The 20,007-nt window shown below is 35.7% G+C and carries 16 protein-coding genes and 1 riboswitch; of the genes, 11 read left to right on the top strand and 5 right to left on the bottom strand.

Going from position 1 to position 20,007, the window contains the following annotated elements; translation table 11 throughout:
• Positions 1-15: 15 nt before the first annotated feature.
• The 6 genes from K9V48_RS07560 to psiE all read left to right on the top strand — a co-directional run bounded on the left by K9V48_RS07560 (position 16) and on the right by psiE (position 7,032).
• A complete protein-coding gene (locus K9V48_RS07560; protein ID WP_224138094.1) occupies positions 16-843 on the top strand; it encodes a MetQ/NlpA family ABC transporter substrate-binding protein in 828 nt (275 codons plus the stop codon).
• Positions 844-1,279: 436 nt separating this feature from the next.
• Positions 1,280-2,350: a FecCD family ABC transporter permease gene (locus K9V48_RS07555; RefSeq protein WP_224138093.1), complete on the top strand. Its 1,071-nt coding sequence runs from the start codon at positions 1,280-1,282 to the stop codon at positions 2,348-2,350.
• Between the two features lie 3 nt (positions 2,351-2,353).
• Entirely contained in the window at positions 2,354-3,115 is a 762-nt protein-coding gene (locus K9V48_RS07550) for an ABC transporter ATP-binding protein (protein WP_224138092.1), read from the top strand.
• A 16-nt stretch (positions 3,116-3,131) separates the two neighbouring features.
• Positions 3,132-4,154: an ABC transporter substrate-binding protein gene (locus K9V48_RS07545; RefSeq protein WP_224138091.1), complete on the top strand. Its 1,023-nt coding sequence runs from the start codon at positions 3,132-3,134 to the stop codon at positions 4,152-4,154.
• A gap of 167 nt (positions 4,155-4,321) precedes the next feature.
• Positions 4,322-6,040 carry an ABC transporter ATP-binding protein gene (locus K9V48_RS07540; protein ID WP_224138090.1) on the top strand — a complete coding sequence of 573 codons (1,719 nt, stop codon included), beginning with the start codon at positions 4,322-4,324 and terminating at the stop codon, positions 6,038-6,040.
• 548 nt (positions 6,041-6,588) lie between these two features.
• Positions 6,589-7,032 carry a phosphate-starvation-inducible protein PsiE gene (gene psiE / locus K9V48_RS07535; protein ID WP_224138089.1) on the top strand — a complete coding sequence of 148 codons (444 nt, stop codon included), beginning with the start codon at positions 6,589-6,591 and terminating at the stop codon, positions 7,030-7,032.
• Positions 7,033-7,152: 120 nt separating this feature from the next.
• Here the strand turns inward: psiE and K9V48_RS07530 are convergent, their stop codons facing one another.
• The 4 genes from K9V48_RS07530 to K9V48_RS07515 form a co-directional block, all read right to left on the bottom strand.
• On the bottom strand, positions 7,153-7,941 hold the full coding sequence (locus tag K9V48_RS07530; protein WP_224138088.1) for an ABC transporter ATP-binding protein: 789 nt from the start codon (positions 7,939-7,941) through the stop codon (positions 7,153-7,155).
• Between the two features lie 15 nt (positions 7,942-7,956).
• Complete coding sequence (locus tag K9V48_RS07525; RefSeq protein ID WP_285872162.1) at positions 7,957-8,970, bottom strand: FecCD family ABC transporter permease; 1,014 nt, start codon at positions 8,968-8,970, stop codon at positions 7,957-7,959.
• Positions 8,967-9,971: a FecCD family ABC transporter permease gene (locus tag K9V48_RS07520; RefSeq protein WP_224138087.1), complete on the bottom strand. Its 1,005-nt coding sequence runs from the start codon at positions 9,969-9,971 to the stop codon at positions 8,967-8,969. The genes K9V48_RS07525 and K9V48_RS07520 overlap by 4 nt, the downstream gene beginning before the upstream one ends.
• 85 nt (positions 9,972-10,056) lie before the next feature.
• Positions 10,057-11,016, bottom strand: a complete 960-nt coding sequence (locus K9V48_RS07515) for an ABC transporter substrate-binding protein (protein ID WP_410429649.1) — start codon at positions 11,014-11,016, stop codon at positions 10,057-10,059.
• A gap of 704 nt (positions 11,017-11,720) precedes the next feature.
• On the opposite strand from K9V48_RS07515, the gene K9V48_RS07510 reads away from it, so the two are divergent.
• Positions 11,721-12,875 carry a M20 metallopeptidase family protein gene (locus tag K9V48_RS07510; protein WP_224138086.1) on the top strand — a complete coding sequence of 385 codons (1,155 nt, stop codon included), beginning with the start codon at positions 11,721-11,723 and terminating at the stop codon, positions 12,873-12,875.
• Positions 12,876-13,755: 880 nt separating this feature from the next.
• A complete protein-coding gene (locus K9V48_RS07505; protein ID WP_224138085.1) occupies positions 13,756-15,264 on the top strand; it encodes a DUF8451 domain-containing protein in 1,509 nt (502 codons plus the stop codon).
• Between the two features lie 263 nt (positions 15,265-15,527).
• On the opposite strand, the gene K9V48_RS07500 is transcribed toward K9V48_RS07505, so the two are convergent.
• Complete coding sequence (locus tag K9V48_RS07500; protein ID WP_224138084.1) at positions 15,528-16,718, bottom strand: coenzyme F420-0:L-glutamate ligase; 1,191 nt, start codon at positions 16,716-16,718, stop codon at positions 15,528-15,530.
• A 126-nt stretch (positions 16,719-16,844) separates the two neighbouring features.
• Between K9V48_RS07500 and K9V48_RS07495 the strand changes: the two genes are divergently transcribed.
• The 3 genes from K9V48_RS07495 to K9V48_RS07485 all read left to right on the top strand — a co-directional run bounded on the left by K9V48_RS07495 (position 16,845) and on the right by K9V48_RS07485 (position 19,968).
• On the top strand, positions 16,845-17,735 hold the full coding sequence (locus tag K9V48_RS07495; protein ID WP_224138083.1) for a LysR family transcriptional regulator: 891 nt from the start codon (positions 16,845-16,847) through the stop codon (positions 17,733-17,735).
• Positions 17,736-17,789: 54 nt separating this feature from the next.
• The gene (locus K9V48_RS07490) at positions 17,790-18,464 is read left to right on the top strand and encodes a YdeI/OmpD-associated family protein (protein ID WP_224138082.1); all 675 of its coding nucleotides are present in this window, start codon (positions 17,790-17,792) and stop codon (positions 18,462-18,464) included.
• Positions 18,465-18,713: 249 nt separating this feature from the next.
• A riboswitch (Lysine riboswitch) is annotated at positions 18,714-18,897 on the top strand.
• Between the two features lie 243 nt (positions 18,898-19,140).
• Positions 19,141-19,968, top strand: coding sequence for a transporter substrate-binding domain-containing protein (locus tag K9V48_RS07485; RefSeq protein WP_224138081.1), 828 nt, complete (start codon positions 19,141-19,143; stop codon positions 19,966-19,968).
• Positions 19,969-20,007 lie beyond the last annotated feature (39 nt).

The raw sequence follows: 20,007 nt of genomic DNA, 5'->3' as shown, positions 1-20,007 counted from the left end.
ATGGAGGAAAACATCATGAAAAAAATACTCTTTCTCATGACAGCACTTATTGTACTTTTAGTAGGATGTGGCAAAGAGAATGAAGCAAAAGAGAAAGAAAGTACACAGAATCAGGAGAAGGAAGAGGTAACATTGAAAGTGGCTTCTCTTATTCCTCCAATGACGGAAATCCTTGAGCTTGTAAAACCAAAACTAGCAGAGGATGGTATTAATCTGGAAATGGTTGTATTAAGTGATAATGTACAGCCTAACAGCGCACTAGCGGCAGGAGAAGTAGATGCAAACTTCTTCCAGCATGTTCCGTATATGGAGGAATTCAATCGAAACAATGATGCCGAGCTTGTACCGGTGACACCAATTTATTTTGCAAATTATGGTGTATATGCGAAAGAATACGATTCAATCGATAAATTGCCAGAAGGTGCCGTTATTGCCATTGCAAATGATGTGTCAAATATTGATCGCTCATTAGCTTTGCTAGCACAGCATAAAGTCATTACTTTACAGGAAAAAACAGGTCCATACTATACAATGGCTGATATTACCGAAAACCCTAAAAACTATCAGTTTAAAGAAGTAGATTTGTTAATGCTGGCGAGAATGTATGATGATGCAGATGCAGTCGTTATGACACCTGCTTATGCTGCACCGCTTGGTTTAACACCAAAAAATGATGCTCTTCTCACAGAGGGCATTGACAACGACTTTGCGATTACATTAGTAGCACGCAAAGATAACGTCGATTCTGAGCCAATTCAAAAATTGGCCAAGGCTATGACAAGTCCAGAGGTACGTAAATTTTTAGAAGAAAATTATAGTGAAACTGCCATACCGGCATTTTAATTTTAATACAAAAAAAGGGCTATTCCTGTTGATTTTTCAACAAGAATAGCCCTTTTTTATAATATCAGAATTTATAAGTTTTGGCTTCGAGAATTGTCCAGCTCCAGCGCCTAGCCCCTCGGGGTCATAAGACGCATATGAATTGAAGGCAAAGAACGCCTTCTATTCATATGCGTCTTATGCCTGTAGGGGCTGAACAAGGCGCTTGCGCTTTTCTTAGGTGTCAATAGCTTATCAGTCCCCTTTCGTCGTAATCGGTAACGAAGCCCTTAGTTTGACTTGTATGTAATCATCAAATTTTAAAAAGATTATTATTTAAATAAATATTTTATTGTATTTTTTCATTTTGCATATTATTCTTGTTAAGAATGATAATCATTATCAATTTTAGGTTGATGCTATTTAATCATAATGCAGGAGGTGAATTTAGGATAAAATGGCTACAAACGGAGTAAGTAAAGGAAATTTTTATTATTTTATTATTTTATTTTTAATAGGTCTAATTATGGTATCTGCTGTTTACTCTGTATCCATAGGGCAAGTTCATATCCCATTCAAGCAATCGATGGAGATCATGGTTCATTCATTGACAAATGGTAGATGGGGTTCACTAAATAATGTTGAAAATGAATCATATTTGAATATTATTTTACAAGTTAGAATGCCTCGAGTTATTTTTGCCCTTCTGATTGGTATGGGACTTTCATTGTGTGGAGCCGTTATGCAGGCAGTTGTACAAAATCCACTTGCTGATCCATATATTCTTGGGATTTCATCAGGGGCTTCTCTAGGAGCAACCTTTGCTATCCTAGTAGGACTTGGAAGTGGCGCGATTTTATCCCAATTTGGAGTAGCATTTGGAGCTTTTACAGGTGCTATGTTGACTTCGATAGCAGTGCTTGTTTTATCCAGTATAGGTGGTAAAGCAACATCAGTAAAACTCGTCCTATCAGGAGTTGTTATTGGTGCATTGTGTGGTTCTTTTTCGAGTCTTATTATCTATTTTGCTAATAATGCTGAAGGAATTAAAACAGTTACTTTTTGGTCTATGGGAAGCCTGGCTTCATCAAGCTGGGGGAAAACGCCTATTCTGGCGATTATAGTTTTGCTTGGATGCGTTATGTTTCTTTTCCAACATCGAGTACTAAATACCATGCTTTTAGGCGATGAATCCGCAATTACACTTGGAATTAACTTAAGCACCTATCGTAAATTCTATATGATAGTTGCAGCACTTATCACTGGAACAATGGTTGCATATGCAGGAATGATTGGTTTTGTAGGTTTGATCATCCCTCATATAACTAGAGGAATATTTGGCGCGGACCATAAACGGTTAACGTTAGGAACAATCCTTTTAGGAGGCCTGTTTTTAATTTGGGCGGACATCTTGTCAAGAACGTTAATCCCAAATGTTGAATTGCCTATTGGAATCATTACATCTGTTATTGGTTCGCCATTATTCATCTACATGATTGTGAAAAAAGGCTACAATTTCGGAGGGTGAAAAATGGAATTGATCGCGAAAGAAATGGGAATAAAAATTGGCAAGAAGGAAATTGTGAAAAACATTTCAATTCTAGTAAAAAAACAACAATTTGTTGGCTTAATTGGTCCAAATGGATGTGGAAAATCGACTCTATTAAAAAGTATTTATAAAAGCCTATCTCCTTATAAGGGAACCGTTTTATTAGACGATTTAGATGTTCTGAAATCTTCTGAAAAGAAGGTATCACAGCGATTAGGTGTAGTTGGTCAATTTAATGAAGTGAATTTTGATTTGACAGTGCACCAAATGGTTATGCTAGGCAGAACTCCACATAAGAAAATGCTAGAGTCAGATAAACAAGAAGACTTTATGGTTGTTGAAGAAGCGCTAGCACGAACAAATTTACTTGATTACAAGGATCGGAGTTTTTTATCGCTTTCTGGTGGAGAGAAGCAAAGGGTAATTTTGGCCAGGACGATTGCACAACAACCAAAATTTATGATTTTAGATGAACCAACGAATCACTTAGATATTCGCTATCAGATTGAAATTTTATCGTGTGTAAAGGATTTACATATCGGGGTACTTGCAGCCCTTCATGATTTAGAAATGGCTGCTCATTATTGTGACTATCTTTATGCAATAAAAGATGGAGAAGTCTATGCGCACGGTACACCTGAGACGGTACTAACACCTGACACAGTCGAAGCATTATATCAAATCAAGTGCCAAACGTATATCAATCCAGTTACGAATGGATTAGGTTTTGCGTATGGCGTATAAAGTAGGAGGAATTCATTTGAAAAAGAAATTATTACTAGGAGTCGGTTTAGCTGCTATGCTAGCATTAACAGCTTGCGGAACCTCAACTAAGACGAGCTCTGAAGAGAAGCAGGAACCGAAAAGTCAATATCCATTAACAATTGAAAATTACACAAAGGCTGAAGGTGGAACAACGTGGGAGAAGAAGGATCAAGTCTTCGATAAAGCACCTGAACGAGTGGTGGCGAATACTCGACCAGCAGCAGAGCTGTTATTGCACTTAGGATTAGGTGACAAAATTGTTGGCGTAGGTGCAAACTTTGGGGCACCAGATAAAGCAGTAGAAGAAGAATACGAAAAATTAAATATACTGAGCGACAATTATGTTGGAAAAGAAGTTACATTAGGGACAAATCCAGGTTTAGTCTACGGTCGTGGTGGCCTATTTGACAATGCTGACTGGGGAGTAGGAACGGTAGATTCGCTTAATGAAATGGGCGTTAAAACGTACATTCTTGAATCCTCTGTTACTGGTGGAACGTATAACTCGATCTATAAAGATATTGAAAACTTAGGTGAACTTTTTAGTGTACAGGATAAAGCAAATCATTTTATTAAAGAATTAAAGGATAGACAAGATTCTATTACTTCTAAATTATCAAGTATTAAAGAGGAAAAAACGTTTGCTTATTTACATATGAGTGATCCGAAAGAACTGTATGTATACCCAGCTCATGACGAAACATTCTTTAATGATTCATTTTCAATGGTGAAACTAAATAATATTTTTGCAGATGAAGCTGGAGAAGTTAGTACTGAAATGCTTATTAATGCTGATCCCGATGTATTAATCATTCCTAATTGGGGTACATATGATGGGTCAAGTCCAGATAAGATCAAAGAAGCACTTTATGCAAATGAGAAGCTTTCTAGTATGAAGGCAATAAAAAATAAACAAATTTTTGCAGTGGATTACAACTATATGTTTAGCTATAGTTACAATACAATAGACGGAATGGAAATGTTAGCTAAAGAAATGTATCCAGACTTGTTTAAATAATAGGCTATTCGCTGGAGCTAAACAGATTATTTTTCAGGAAATACTAGATTAGTATGTTATATTAAGTGAATTTATTGCGATTCCTATTGAGAATAATAATCATTTTCTGTTGATTAGTTTCAAGGGAATCGCCTTTTCATACTATAAAGGGGGAAAGCCTAATTAATATGTTAAGGAACTTTTTTGCTTATTATCGACCGTATAAATGGTTATTTACTATTGATTTTTCTTGTGCAATTTTGGCAGCATTACTGGAGCTGGCCTTTCCTCTAGCAATTAATAAGGTAATCGATGATTTATTGCCTATGGGTAACTGGACTTTTATCGTGTGGGCGTGCATTGCTTTGCTAGGGGTTTATGTAGTAACTGCTTTCCTTCATTACATTGTCACATATTGGGGACATATGCTAGGAATTAATATTGAAACAGATATGCGGAGAAAGTTATTTGATCATGTTCAGAAACTGTCCTTTCGCTTCTTTGATAATAATAAGACAGGGCATCTCGTTTCACGGATGACCAATGATTTAATGGATATTGGAGAAATTGCTCATCATGGTCCTGAAGATCTGTTTATTGCTGTGATGACACTATTTGGAGCCTTTGGTTTAATGCTCTCAATTAATTGGAAGCTTGCTTTGCTGACATTCATTATTATTCCATTCTTAATCTGCCTATCTATTTACTTTAGTAGGAAAATGTCCCATGCATTCAGTCAAATGTTTGCTGATATTGCAGATTTTAATGCAAGAGTTGAAAATAATGTTAGTGGCATTCGTGTCGTAAAAGCATTTACGAATGAAAATCATGAAATGGAGAAATTTGCAATAAACAATGGTCGGTTTCGTAAAACAAAGCTGGTTGCCTACAAGGTAATGGCGTGGAACTCATCGATTAGCCATTTGCTAATGAAGGTTATTTCATTGTTTGTTCTAGGTTGTGGTACATGGTTTGTCATTTATGGACAAATGACCTTTGGGGAATTTATAGCGTTTGTGCTTCTCTCTAATGTTTTCCTTACACCGATAAATCAAATTAATTCAGTTATTGAAACGTATCCAAAGGGGATAGCGGGTTTCCGTCGTTATTTGGATTTGCTAAACACTGCACCTGATGAGAAAGATGATCTAGATGCTATTGATGTTAAACATTTAAATGGAGACATTGAATACAAAGATGTAACATTCGGTTATGAAGGGAAAGGAAAAGTCCTCAGTAATATTAACTTTAACGTAAAGAGAGGAGAAACAATTGCACTTGTTGGCCCATCTGGAGCTGGGAAAACTACGATTTGTAGTTTACTTCCAAGATTTTATGATATTGAATCAGGCAACATTGAAATTGATGGCCTAAATATTAAAGGGATGACAATGCAATCATTGCGTCATCATATTGGAATTGTACAACAAGATGTGTTTCTCTTCGATGGAACAATTAGAGAAAATATTGCCTACGGAAAGCTTAATGCAACAGAAGAGGAAATTTGGGATACAGTTAGACGGGCTCAGTTGGAGGAAGTTATACATGATTTGCCTGATGGGTTAGATACATTTATCGGTGAACGCGGCGTCAAATTATCAGGAGGTCAGAAACAAAGGGTTTCTATTGCTCGGATGTTTTTGAAAAATCCGCCAATTTTAATTCTTGATGAAGCTACATCTGCATTGGATTCTGAAACAGAGGTAGCGATTCAGAAAGCCTTAAATGAACTATCACAGGGGAGAACTACACTTGTGATTGCCCATCGTCTAGCTACAATTAAAAATGCCGATCGAATTCTAGTCATAACAGAAGAGGGAATAATAGAACAAGGAACACATAATGAGCTGATTGAAGTTGGAGGAACGTATAGCAAACTTCATAATGCACAGTTTCAAATGGGGTAATAAGTTAGTGGTAACACGAAAAATTTTAAAGTGATGGAGAATACCCAACGATATATGTTTTTAGATAAATTTCATGGGTTATTTTGCACAAAAACTCCAAGTAAACCACACTAATAATGGATGATCAGAACGTTGGGGCTGTCCAATAGGTCGTTTTTGCGGCTTTTGGACAGCCCTATCGCTGTTTAAGAGCCTTAATCCCTATTTATAAATTTTCACTAGGCTTGCATTAAATTAATTTCCTATTGTCAGTAGTTTTTTTGAAAAAAACACTGTTAAAACAAAAAACTCCTTATAATCAAATTTGGAAATCTTATCTAAATCCCTAACTATAAGGAGCTACCTCATTTTTTGAGTGAAAATAATTTTTAACAAAAAATTCAAAAAAGTAAATTAAATCTTGATTGGAAAGTGATATATTAAAAAGGGGCACAAACGATGAAAGGAATTGTAAGAAAGATAAGAAGCTAGGAATAAGTAATCTAATGAAGTTGTTGATGATTTTTACTAAAGTGGAAAAAAAAACATCGATGTGAAGGAAGGTATGTATGTTAAAGATAAAAAAGGATTTTTCCTTTATAGTACTTGTTATACCAAAGATCCTCCAAATAGTTTTGAATATTTCACTTGTTTTTCTATCAATTATTCTTTCCTTTTTACTAGTAAAGGAATTAGTCATTTCAAGTCAGATAATGATAGAAAGTGATACTCTTGACCATCAACTATTCCTTGCAAGTATACTTACCTTCTTTTTATATTTTGAGTTTATTGCGATGATTGTTAAATATTTCAAAGAGCAGTATCATTTCCCACTAAGATATTTTATCTACATAGGCATTACCGCTATGATCAGACTTATTATTGTTGAGCATAATAATCCGGTACATACATTGCTTTACTCGCTTATCATCTTAATTCTAATCATTGGTTATTTTATTATGAATTTGACTCCGCGTGAAAGACCAGATAGTAGCTGGTTCTTTAAAAAATAATCTTTGTATTCAACCTCATATAGAGAATTGAGGCTTATGTATTGCTAATACCTATAATTTATACCCTTTAAAAAAGAGGCCGCTGTATCTTAAAAGACAGCGCCTCTTTTATATTTATGATTATTGTAACGATAAGCCAATAGGGATACAAAGCGGTGTCTGGTCAACAGGATTTTCAATAATACAGCATTCAAGTCCGAAGACTTCTTTAATCATATTCTTGGTAAATACGATTTCAGGTGGTCCCTCTTGATAAATTTTACCCTTAACAATGCTAATGAGATGATCAGCATATTGTGCTGCTTGATTTAAATCATGTAAAACCATGACAATCGTTCGACCATGTGTTCTGTTTAAGTCGCGCAGTAATTCTAATATTTCAATTTGGTGCGCTAAATCTAAATAGGTTGTTGGTTCATCTAATAATAAAAGATCTGTGTCTTGAGCTAAAGCCATTGAAATCCACGCTCTTTGCCTTTGTCCCCCAGATAATTCATCCAATGTACGATCCACAAAATCAGTCATCTTTGTTGCCGATAACGCACGGTTTACAATCGCCTCATCTTCCGGAGTTTGTCTAGAAAACAAACCTTTATGCGGATGTCTCCCATAGTAACATAGGTCTTTAACGGTTATATCCTCCGGAGCTTCTGGACCTTGAGGTAAAATAGCCAATTTCTTCGCAATCTCTTTGGAAGATTGCTGATGAATCACTTTTCCATCTAAATAGACTACGCCTTCTTGGGGCATTAATAATCTAGCTAAGGACCGCAAAATGGTTGATTTGCCGCAACCATTAGACCCAATAATCACACTAATCTTACCTTCAGGAACCTTTAAAGTGATATTATCAAGGATTCGAGTTGATCCATAAGAGAGAGAAAGATGCTCTGCTGATAATGTTGTCATAATTGTTCGCCTTTCCTATGCCTTTTTTCTTTCAGAACGTAATAAATATAAAAAATATGGTGCCCCAATTACTGCTGTAATAATGCCGGCGGGTATTTCTAAGGGAGGAAATAAACCTCTACCTAGGCTATCGGCAACTAGTAGAAGGATAGCGCCGAAGAGAGCTGAAGCAGGGAGTAAAACTTTAAATTTAGATCCTACAATTTTTCTGGCAATATGAGGAGCAATTAAACCGATAAATCCGATAGAACCGACTGTGGCAACACATACACCAATTAAAACAACCGAAACGCCTAGTAAAATATATCTCAGGAATTTTGACCTTTCACCGAGACCTGTAGCTAGATCATCTCCAAGGCTCAGTATATCCAATTTAGAAGTTAAACCAATTAGTATTGGGATAAGGATAAGACATGGAAGCAAGAGATACACTTGATCCCAGCCTCTTGCCCATAGACTTCCTGTCAACCACAAAAGAGTCATATTTACATCGTCTGGAAACTTAATCATAAAATACTCTATTCCTGCTTGGCATATTGCTCCTAGAGCTATTCCCACTAAAGCTATTGTATTAGGTTGAGCACCTTTTTTGTAAACAAATAACATCAAAATCGTAGCAATAATAGCTGCTCCAATAAAAGCGGAAAGGGGAAGAAAAATAATAGGTGACATTGGGAATAGAACAATTATGATAACAGCGGCTAATCCGGCCCCTTTCGTAACACCAATTACATCAGGAGAGGCTAATGGATTGCGAAGAACTCCTTGTAGAATAGCTCCAGCTGTTGCTAGTCCAGCCCCTACGATGATAGCGATTAAAATACGAGGTATACGATAATTGTGTAGTATAAATGTTTGGCTTTGTGTCCCTTCACCCATTAGATTTTGAATAATTTCTGACGGTGTAATGTAAATAGCCCCTAAACCTAGACTTACTATTGATAAGATTAGGATGATAATCAATAGCGCAATAAGAATAAAGTTAGGATGGAAATTGCGTTTCAGCATAAATTTTTGTTTATTATTCATTGCTTAATATTCCTCCCTCTCCTTGCTAAATAAAGGAAGAATGGCGCCCCGATGATAGCTGTAACAATTCCAACTGGCGATTCAAAGGGATAAGCGATAAACCGAGCGAGAATATCCGCGTAAACTAAAAGTAAAGCCCCGAATAATGCAGAAAATGGAATGATTCTTCGATAATCTCCTCCCACCAATTTCCTAACAATATGAGGAACAATTAATCCAATAAAGCCTACCGGACCTGCGACAGCTACCGAAGATCCAGCCAAAATAATGACCAATATTCCAGCTAGAATACGGATGCGATCTACTCGTTGCCCAAGCCCTTGCGCAGTACTTTCTCCTAAGACAAGAATAGAAATTGATCGAGAGAACAATAATGCAATTAATAATCCAGAAAGAGACCAAGGAAGAATGATCGTAACGTGTGTCCATGATTTTCCATTGATTGATCCCACTAGCCAATACAGAACATCTTTTGCTTGTTCATTAAAGATGATGATTCCTTGGGTTAAAGAGGATAAAAGAAAGTGCACGGCAATTCCAGCTAACGCTAGTTTTACATGTGTCATTCCTCCTCCAGAAGCAAAGGAATAGACTGTTATTCCTCCTACTGCTGCCCCGATAAATGCAGAGAAAACAAGAGATGGGGAAGAGAGAGTAGGAAAAAAGGCAAAAGCAGTGACAATAAAGAATGAAGCACCTGCATTCACACCAAATACTTGTGGGGAAGCTAATGAATTCCGGGTAATCGCCTGCATAAGGGCACCTGCCACAGCTAAATTAGCCCCGACTAATGCTCCGATTATGGAGCGAGGCAACCGAAGGGTTTGTATAATCAACTGTTCTTTCGATAGATTTACTTCAAAAAAGGACTTAAACACCATCGATAGATCAATATCTGCTGTTCCTACAGTAATACTAATGATGATTCCTAAAATTAATAAAATTATTGCAGTTATTGCTGTACTATATACTTTTACTTTACCTTTCATTACAGATTCCATTAACTACAACACACTTTCTTACAAAGTATAAGACTAATAGAAAAAGAAGTAAGGTGAAGATATCTTACTTCTTTTTTTGATTCCTTTACTTTTTATCTAGCATTGTTAAAGTGTCATTAGCAATAGCTTCTCCGGATACAACTCCGCGGAATCTTGTCCATAAATCTCTATCAACATTATAAATTTGTCCATTTTTTACAGCTTTTAAATCTTTCCAAAGAGGATTTTCTTTCCATTCATCAGTAAGTAGTTTTCCTTCATTATTAGCTAAAAGTAGTACATCTGGATCAATCTCGACAAGTTGTTCTAAGCTCATTTCAACATAAGGTTGTTCGTTCTCAATTGCCACTTTCAGACCTAACAGTTCAAGTAACTCTCCATCATAAGAAGAAGTAGTATGAGCTTGGAATGATGTATCTCGTACAACTGCAGGTAAAACAGTTAGATCTTTATCAAGGTAAAGCTTTGATTTAATGTCATTTATCGTTTTTTCATGCTCATTTAAGCGTTTTTCAGCAACTTCTTTTTGATCAATTGCTTCTGCAATCGTTTTAAAAGAGTCTAGATTCTCCTGATATGTTGATTCGCGACTCTTTAAGACAATTGTAGGAGCAATTTGTTGTAAATCTTTATAAATAGCGCTGTGTCTCTCAGCATCTGCAATGATTAAATCTGGCTGTAATGAGCTAATAACCTCCAAGCTAGGCTGTTCGCGAGTTCCTACAGACGTATAATCGATGTCACTGCCGACAAGCTTTGAAATCATATCTTTTTTATTGTCATCTGCAATTCCTATTGGATTGATTCCTAAAGCATTTAAAGTATCAACAAAAGATAACTCTAGGGTAACGATCTTTTCAGGAGTATTTTCAATTTCTGTTTCTCCCATTTCGTGTTTAATTGTTCTACCTTTTTCCTCTTTTGATTCTGTAGAAGCCTGTTCCTTTTTCTCTGTTTCTGTATTTTTTTGATTAGCATTGCAACCTGTTAAAATCATCATTATTGTTAATAGCAGGATAAGCATTGTGCCGCTGAATTTTCGTATTTTATTAAATCCTTGCATCTTTCCAACCTTCCCTTTTTCGTATTCAATGTCATAAGTGAAAATGATAATCATTACTGGTATTTATCATAGGATACTCAATTTATTGAGTCAATATTATGAAAGTTTTGTGGAATAAAAAATATATGAGCAAAATGAACATTTTGAACATTTAATTCATAGTGGTTAATGAGGATCACTTAGTTTCCTTGTTCATTACTTTTGCACTTTCCATTTTTCACCTTATCTTTCGTTATAGCTTTCTACGATTAGATTAAATAGGATTGATAAAAGCAACGAAACTAAGAGTTCATAAACATACTTTCATTTGCAATAGTTACCCCCTCTAAGGGAGGAGTTAAATTCCTTGTGTAAGAGTTGGCCTCTTTAGTGTAGAAAGGAACCACAAAAAATAAGGTATTACCTAAATTCCCCTCTTGAAATGTACTCATAAGACCTTAGTAGTTTAGCTCTTTAATTCCTTTACTTATATAATTGTATAAAAATAAAAACCCCTGTATAATGGCTCTTATTTTGAAAATAGGTATATATTATAAAAAATTTAGATCATGTATTACTTGCCTATTTTGTAGCAGCATGATTTTCCCTATTTATGTTTATATCATTTTATCTTAATTCAAATTATGATTACTGTTATAGCACAGTTAATTCAATACGGTCCATTTTAAACAAGAGGAGGATTTTTCATGCAGATTACGAATGTAAGTGAGCATTTAACGAGGCAAGCGATTGAGGATCGTCGCTATCTTCATCAACATCCAGAGCTTTCTGGACAAGAATATGAGACGAGCAAATTTATTCAAAATCGACTTGAAACGTTAAATATTGAAATATTGGATTATCAACCACCAAGTGTGGTTGGTTTTATAAAAGGTACAAAAGGGAACAAAACGATCGCTTTAAGAGCAGATATTGATGCTTTACCGATTACCGAAGAAGGCGATAAGCCTTATCTATCGAAAAATCTAGGAGTAGCTCATATGTGTGGTCATGATGGCCATACTGCGGTCTTGTTAGCTGTATCTGAATGGTTATTTAACAATCGAAATGAAATTGAACCAAATATTGTCCTGATTTTTCAATCTGCCGAGGAAATTACGCCTAGTGGAGCAGACGCACTCATCAAGCAAGGCATTTTAGAAAACATTGATGCGATTTTTGGCATTCATTTGTGGCAAGGACTTGAGAAGGGGAAAATCGGACTAACTCATGGACCAATGATGGCATCAATTGATGACTTTGAAATCTCGATACAAGGGTACGGCGGTCATGGCTCGATGCCACATGAAACGGTTGATCCGATCTATGTGGCTTCCCATGTTATTCAATCCTTGCAAAGCATCGTTAGTCGAAAGATTAATCCAATTGATTCTGGTGTGATTTCAGTTGGGAAAATTGAAGCAGGTTCTACCTATAACATTATTCCAGACAAGGCAAAATTAATTGGTACGATAAGGGCATTAACACCAGCAGCAGTCCAGACGCTTCAACATCAAATGGTCAAGCTAACAGAAGGAATTTGCGATGCTTTCGGCGCAAAAGGTCAAGTTGATTTTATCGTCGGTACGCCGCCGCTTGTTAACGATCCTACAGAGGCTAAATTTGTTGAATCCGTTATTCGTAAATCATTTGGTCACGAGGTGTTTGAGTTAGTCGAACCAGTAATGGGTGGCGAAGATTTTTCTTATTATTTACAGGAAAAACCCGGAGCGTTTATTTTTGTAGGCATGGGTGGAGAGAAGAGCGGGTATCCTCATCACCATCCAAAATTCGATATCGATGAAGATGTCATACCGATTGCTATCGAGCTATTTATCGAAATTGTAAAAAGCTACAACTAATCGAATGATCCCGATAGTGTCATCTTAATTAAAAATAACTCAAAGGGTAAAGGAATGCCAATGATCGAGTGTTGAATACACAAATACTCTATAATGTTTCACATGGAACAGTTGGTCCGTTAATGTTTGCAAAAGATGTAGCAGGAGTTAAATATAATGGTGTGCCTCGGCTGTTATAGTTGGCTTGAACATTTTATGTGGAAGAGCTTCTTTTCCTTCCGCAACCTTCTATGTTCAGCTGTCAATGAACAATCTATTCAGGAATATCATACCGCGAGAATTAGTGTTCTAATACACAAAAAGGCACTTCACCCCCTCCCTATTCATTGGGCTATGCCCTTCGCATTCCTTGAGGAAGGGGTATTCTTGCCTGAAATTGATAGAAGTAGATGAAGCTTATGTTAAGGAAATTACAAGCTTTTCTTGTGAAATAGAATAATCATGCACTTCTAAAAATGGACTTTCCGATTACGGAAGTCCATTTTTGTGTTATGAATCATTAAAAGAATACCATTTAGATCCATTATGGAGAGCTTTACTGTAAATAATAGCAAACAAAATTAAAGGTGTTGGGGAATATAAAAGTATTCAAATATAATATTTTTAGTGTATTAAGAGAAAAGGACATCAAAATAGTCTATTTCGCAAAGGAATGAACTATTTTAATAGATGGTTTAAAAAGGAAACGGATTGGATCGATTTAAATTATATTAATATATTAATAGGTTAATGTAATCTATTTTCTATTTGGAATGCTCCTTTTTGGCAATTCATATAATGGGAAATCCTGCTTGTTTATATATAGAAGAGAAGGACTAGACAAAAGATGATAAAATAAGAGTAACAAAGAAACAAATTGAGTATAAGGGGGAGATTGAATGTGAATATAAATGTACATCATCCACCTGATTATTCATCCGTTCCACAGGATAACTTAATTTTAGAACATTATGGGATAAATGAACTAAACTTTGAATCTATTAAAAAATACCGAGAAAGGTTCTCTGTTATTAAACCAGACCACCCTTGGAACGGACTGGAGATGAAGGAATTTTTATATAAAATTGGTGCATGGGGAAAGGTGCGAAACACGAATAAGGAAGGCTTGACTCTTGCTGGCCTACTGATGTTCAGTGAAGAAAGGATCATTACGGAGGTATTGCCCCAGTATTTTCTTGAGTATAGAGAAAGCTTAGAGGAAACACTAAATGCGGGGTGGTCCCAGCGTTTCACTTCACAGGACGGAACTTGGTCGGGGAATGTATTTGACTTTTATTTTAAAGCAAGCGCTGATTTAGTGGCTGATTTTACTAAGTCTGACGAGGATGTTGCTATATCCAGCTTATATGAATCATTGATAAATACTTTAGTCCACTCTGATTACTATGGAGAAGGTGGTATTGTAATTGAAAAGGAAAGGGCTTTATTTCGATTCTCAAACCCTGGTCTTTTTCGTATATCAGTAGAGCAGGCATTAGAGGGCAATATAAGTAACCTTCGTAACCCTAATCTCTTTAAAATGTTTATTTTAATTGGGCTTTGTAAAAGGACCGGTTCCGGATTAAAAGGCATTGAAACGACATGGAGACATTATGGGAATGATGCTTTTGACTTAATCCAAGATTCAGAGGCAGAACGTACGATCCTCACGTTACATGTAGCCCTAAATGTATTGGAGAAAGAAGAACATTCTGAGACAATAACTGAGAACAATCGACTTTTATTTCCCGAAGAAGATGAGCTATTAATGGAAGATTTGGATGCTTTTGACAACTCCGTAAATAAGGAAACGGACTCCTATAATAGTGAAGACGATGCCATTAACAAGAATGATAGCTCCTATAATAAAGAAAAAAAACCTTATATTAATGATGATAGCTCCTATAATAACGAGATTAACTCCTTCAATAACGAGGATAACTCCTATAATAGTGGTATTAACTCCTATAATAGTGATGAGAACTCCTATAATAACGAAAAGTTCTCTTTTGATAGTTTTGACAATGTTTTGAACTCCTATAATAGTGAAGAGCGTGCGACAAATGTGGAAAAAACAAATATAGTGGTAAGTAATTCGACAAATGAATCAGAACAGGAAGAAGTAAACGTATCTTCCCCAAAAGAAATAGAAGAAATATTATGGGAAATATCAGAACTTGCCAGAAGGAAAAAGCGTTTGTCACCGAGTGTAATGGAAGAAATTATCGTAAGACTTTGTACCTATAAACCATTAATGTTAAAAGAACTAGCAGATTTATTAGAGAGAACGCCTGATGGATTAAGAAATAATTATTTAGCAAAGCTATTAAATAAGGGGAAAGTAAGGCTGAAATATCCAAATCAAATAAATCACCCGAGACAAGCCTATATAACTGTTGAGAAACGATAAAAGTAAAGCTACATCTTTTTTGCGTACAGTAACTAAGTTATAGTAGTATAAGGAAGAAAGTGGATTCCTTTTTGTAAAAGGGGTTTAACCTATATTGGAAATAAACATAAATAACAGAGAAAAACTCGATGCCATTTACTCTACTAGGAGGCATCGAGTTTTCTTTGTAATATCAGAATTTATAAGTTTAGGCTTCGAGAATTGTCCAGCGCAAGGCGCCATCGGCTCGAGGGCACAAGCCTTGCGTTTTTCTTATTAATACCTTATTTTGTATAGTTATCAAAATAGCCTTGAATAAAGACAATAGGTGTACCTTTATCGCCACTTCCTGAAGTTAAATCAGATAAAGAGCCGATAAGGTCAGTAAGTTTTCTTGGTGTAGTACCTTGTGCTTCCATTGATCCTACAAGGTCAGAACCTTTATTGTTAATATATTGAGCGATTGCTTGTTGCAGTTCTTCACCTCTTAAATCGGCAAAGTTGTTATCGGCAAGATATTTTAACTTTACTTCATTAGGGGTACCATCAAGTCCTGATGTGTAAGCTGGTGATACAACTGGATCAGCAAGCTCCCAAATCTTACCTACTGGGTCCTTGAATGCTCCATCTCCGTAAATCATGACTTCGACATTTTTTCCAGTTTTTTCTTTAAGGATATGCTGAATTTTATCCACGATAGGTTGGCAATTACGCGGGAAAAGTTTCACACCATCTTCTGTTGATTTATTTGATCCAAGTAGACCGTAAGCTTCATTACAACCACTGCCATCAATAGACTCTGCTAAGATGTTATCAAGGCTGTAAATTTTTTCGCCACCATTTGCTTTTAATATTTTCTTTGTTCTAAATCTTGTATGGATATCACAAGTTAGAACGCTTTTTGTGTAATCTAAAATCGTTTTTGGGTTATTTGAGAAGATCACTTCACATTCAACACCGTATTCTTCAACTAATGATTTATAATAATCAATATAGTCAACACCAGTAAATGTATGTTTATTATAGCCAAAATGATCACGGAATTGTTTTTCAGTTAAAACATCTGTCCAAGGATTAATTCCCTTTTCATCAAGCATGTCTATGTCCACTAGGTGATTACCCACTTCATCAGATGGGTAGCTAAGCATTAATACAACCTTTTTAGCACCTTTTGCAATCCCACGAAGACAGATCGCAAAACGATTACGACTTAAGATCGGAAAGATAACGCCAATCGTATCTTCGCCAAATTTTGAGCTAACATCTTTAGCGATATGATCGATCGTCGCATAATTTCCTTGAGCACGAGCAACGATTGATTCAGTTACCGTCACGATATCTTTATCATTAATGTTAAAGCCTTCAACCTCTGAAGCCTTTAACACACTATCGACAACGATTTCCTCGATGTTGTCTCCTTGATTGATGATGGGACAACGAAGTCCTCTAACAACAGTTCCAACTACTCTTTCCAATATAACCGCTCCTTATAACTAGTAAGTTTAATTTTAGTTATGTATCTTATAATACTTGTACTATACACGAGGTTAATGATATAAGTAAAATTAATATATTGAATAAGAGATATAAGAGGTGCTTATATGGTGAGTAAGTTAGATTTATATAAAGTATTTTGTATGGTAGGAAAAAGGGAAAGTTTTTCAAAGGCTGCAAAAGATCTTTATATGACACAACCGGCAGTTAGTCAGGCAATTATGCAATTAGAAAGAGAGTTAGATACACGCCTTTTTAATCGGACACCTAAAGGGGTATCTTTAACACATGAGGGAAGTCTTCTATTTGAATATGTTCATTCTGCGATTAATTTAATCGAGGTTGGGGAAGAAAAGATGTTAGAATTTAAAAATTTAACAACTGGAGAACTAAAGATTGGTGTAGGTGACACGATTTCTAGATATTTTTTACTTCCTTATTTAGAGGATTTCCATAATAAATACCCGAATATTAAGTTTAAGATTGTTAATGGCACAACATTAGACCTTTGCTCTCAATTAAAATCAGGAGAGGTTGATATTGCCGTTTGTAATCTCCCGATTGATGATCCTTCGTTGGAGCTAAGACCATGCTTTGATATCCAGGATACGTTCGTTTGTGGAGAGAAATATAAGAATATATTATCTAAACCGCTAGACTTCCATGAGTTAATAAAACTGCCATTAATCTTTCTTGAACCAAACTCAAATTCCAGAAAGTATGTTGAGGATTATATACTATCCAAAGGTATAAGGATTTCACCAGAATTTGAACTAGGCTCACATGAATTATTACTAGAGTTTGCTAAAATAAATTTAGGAGTAGCATGTGTGACAAAGGAATTTTCACTGGAATACTTGAATAAAGGGTTATTGTATGAAGTAAAATTAACTGAAGAAATACCAAAGAGAAATATTGGTGTATGTTCTTTAAAAAGTGTTCCGCTATCACGAGCTTCGACAAGATTTGTTGAGAACTTAGAAAATAGACAGATATAAAATGTTTTCCCCTTCAGACTAAAGAAGCAATAAAATAAATTTAATAGGTGGAACATGATGGTTAAAACAATAGTAGAAAAACTAAGCTTACAAAAGTATGAAAACGTAGCTGTATTGCATTTACCAGAGGGATCAGATTATTTGGTAGAGTTAACAAATTATGATACAGAGCTAACAGGGAGCAATTATGATCTTATTTTTGCCTTTGTGCTCGATATGGAATCTTTAAAAGCGCTCGTAAACAAGGTTATCGAAAAAAATTATCTAAATGAAAATGGTTATATCTTTTTGGCTTATCCGAAAAAAGGAAATAAACAATATTCAACGTTTATTCACCGCGATGATTTACTTGATGGGTTAGGTGCAGATGAAAATGGTTATATAGGGACAAGTAGCGTTAAATTTGCACGCATGGTTGGATTAGACAATGTCTTTACAGTTGTCGGTCTAAAAGAGGATGCTCGAAATAAGAATCGGCTATCTACAAAAGCAAGTCAGTGCGTAGATGATTATATTGCGATGACCCCAGATGTGGAAAAAGATTTGCAAGATACTCCAGATTTACTTACATTCTATCAATCACTCACATCAGGGTACCGTAAAGATTGGGCTCGGTATGTTTATAGTGCGAAACAAGAGGCAACAAAGGAAAAACGACGTAAGGAAATGAAAATGATCTTGAGTGAGGGATACAAGAGTAGGGATCTATATCGCAGGGATAAACAATGATAAAAATCCAGGCTATTTTTCACCATATTTTCACTCTTTCTTCTACTAAATAAAAACACCTACTATAGAGAACAGATAAAAGAAACATTCAATTCTTGAAATAAATATCAGTAGAAATAATGATATACTCGCATCCTGACTGTGATTGATAGACCAAAGATAAGCAGCTATCTTTATAAGCTTGGTTGACAGATGGAACTCGATGTTATATAAATATAGTATAAAAATTGAATATAGCCTCACTTTTAACAGTGAGGTAGAGGCGCGATATTTAACAGTCTTTAGTGGAGTTTGAGAAAACAGTGATGCTAAGGAGAAGGAAATGTCGCCGAAGTAAGTATATATGCTCGGTATTACTTGCTGGGTCTGCAGTTAATAGCTGTAGAACTGTCTCAATAAACTTCCTGGTTTATTGAGTTGTGCTATCTCATTAGGAAAAAAGAGGAATTTGGGGCAACTATACATACCACGACCTGAGTTTATCTCGGGTCGTTTTTAATTGTATAGAAAAGGATAAAATGATTGTACGCTGGATAATGCTTCGTCACCCAGCTTCTAGCTCATCGTGGATGTAAGGGAAAGAACACGCTCTATTTATGGGTGTCATATGCTATTGCCTTGGTTTTAGCAACGTTTTTTTGTGAAATAAATGGAAAATAGAAGGAGAGGAAAAATTATGAGGAAAAAATCATCATTTTTTATAGTTATGCTTCTTTCAGCTATTATGTTATTAGCAGGATGTGGCACAAAAGATAATTCAGGATCAGAAGATAACACATTTAAGGTAGGACTTGAAGCGGGATATGCGCCATTTAACTGGACTCAAACGGATGATGCTAATGGTGCTGTTAAAATTGGCGGAAATGCAGAGTATGCTGGTGGATATGATGTAGAAATCGCTAAAAAGATTGCTGATGGTTTAGGAAAAGAATTAGTAATTGTTAAAACGGAATGGGACGGTCTTGTACCAGCATTAACTTCAGGTAAAATTGATGCAATCATTGCAGGAATGTCACCAACAGCAGAACGTAAGAAGACAATTGACTTCTCAGAAAACTATTACAAATCAAATTTAGTTATGGTTGTTAAAAAGGGCGGAAACTATGAAGGTGCTACTTCGATCCAAGATTTTAAAGGGGCAAAAGTAACGGCTCAATTAAATACCTTTCATTATTCAGTCATTGATCAAATTGAAGGTGTAGCCAAGAAGCCTGCTATGGACAACTTCTCAGCAATGAGAGTTGCACTTGAATCGGGAGTAATTGATGGGTACGTTTCTGAACGACCTGAAGCTGTTAGTGCTTCTGCTGCAAACGAAAACTTTGCAATGGTTGAATTTACAGATGGATTTGAAACGTCTGATGATGATACAGCAATTGCTGTAGGTGTTGGAAAAGATAGTGCATTAACGGAAAAAATCAATGAAATCTTAGCAAATATTTCAGAGGAAGAACAGAATAGCATCATGGATGCTGCTATAAAGAATCAACCAGCAGCACAATAATTTGGAAGTGAAACCGGCTGCAGCTTTGCGCAGTCGGTT

The sequence above is a fragment of the Metabacillus rhizolycopersici genome (assembly GCF_020075705.1).
This window is presented reverse-complemented; position numbering and strand designations above follow the sequence as displayed.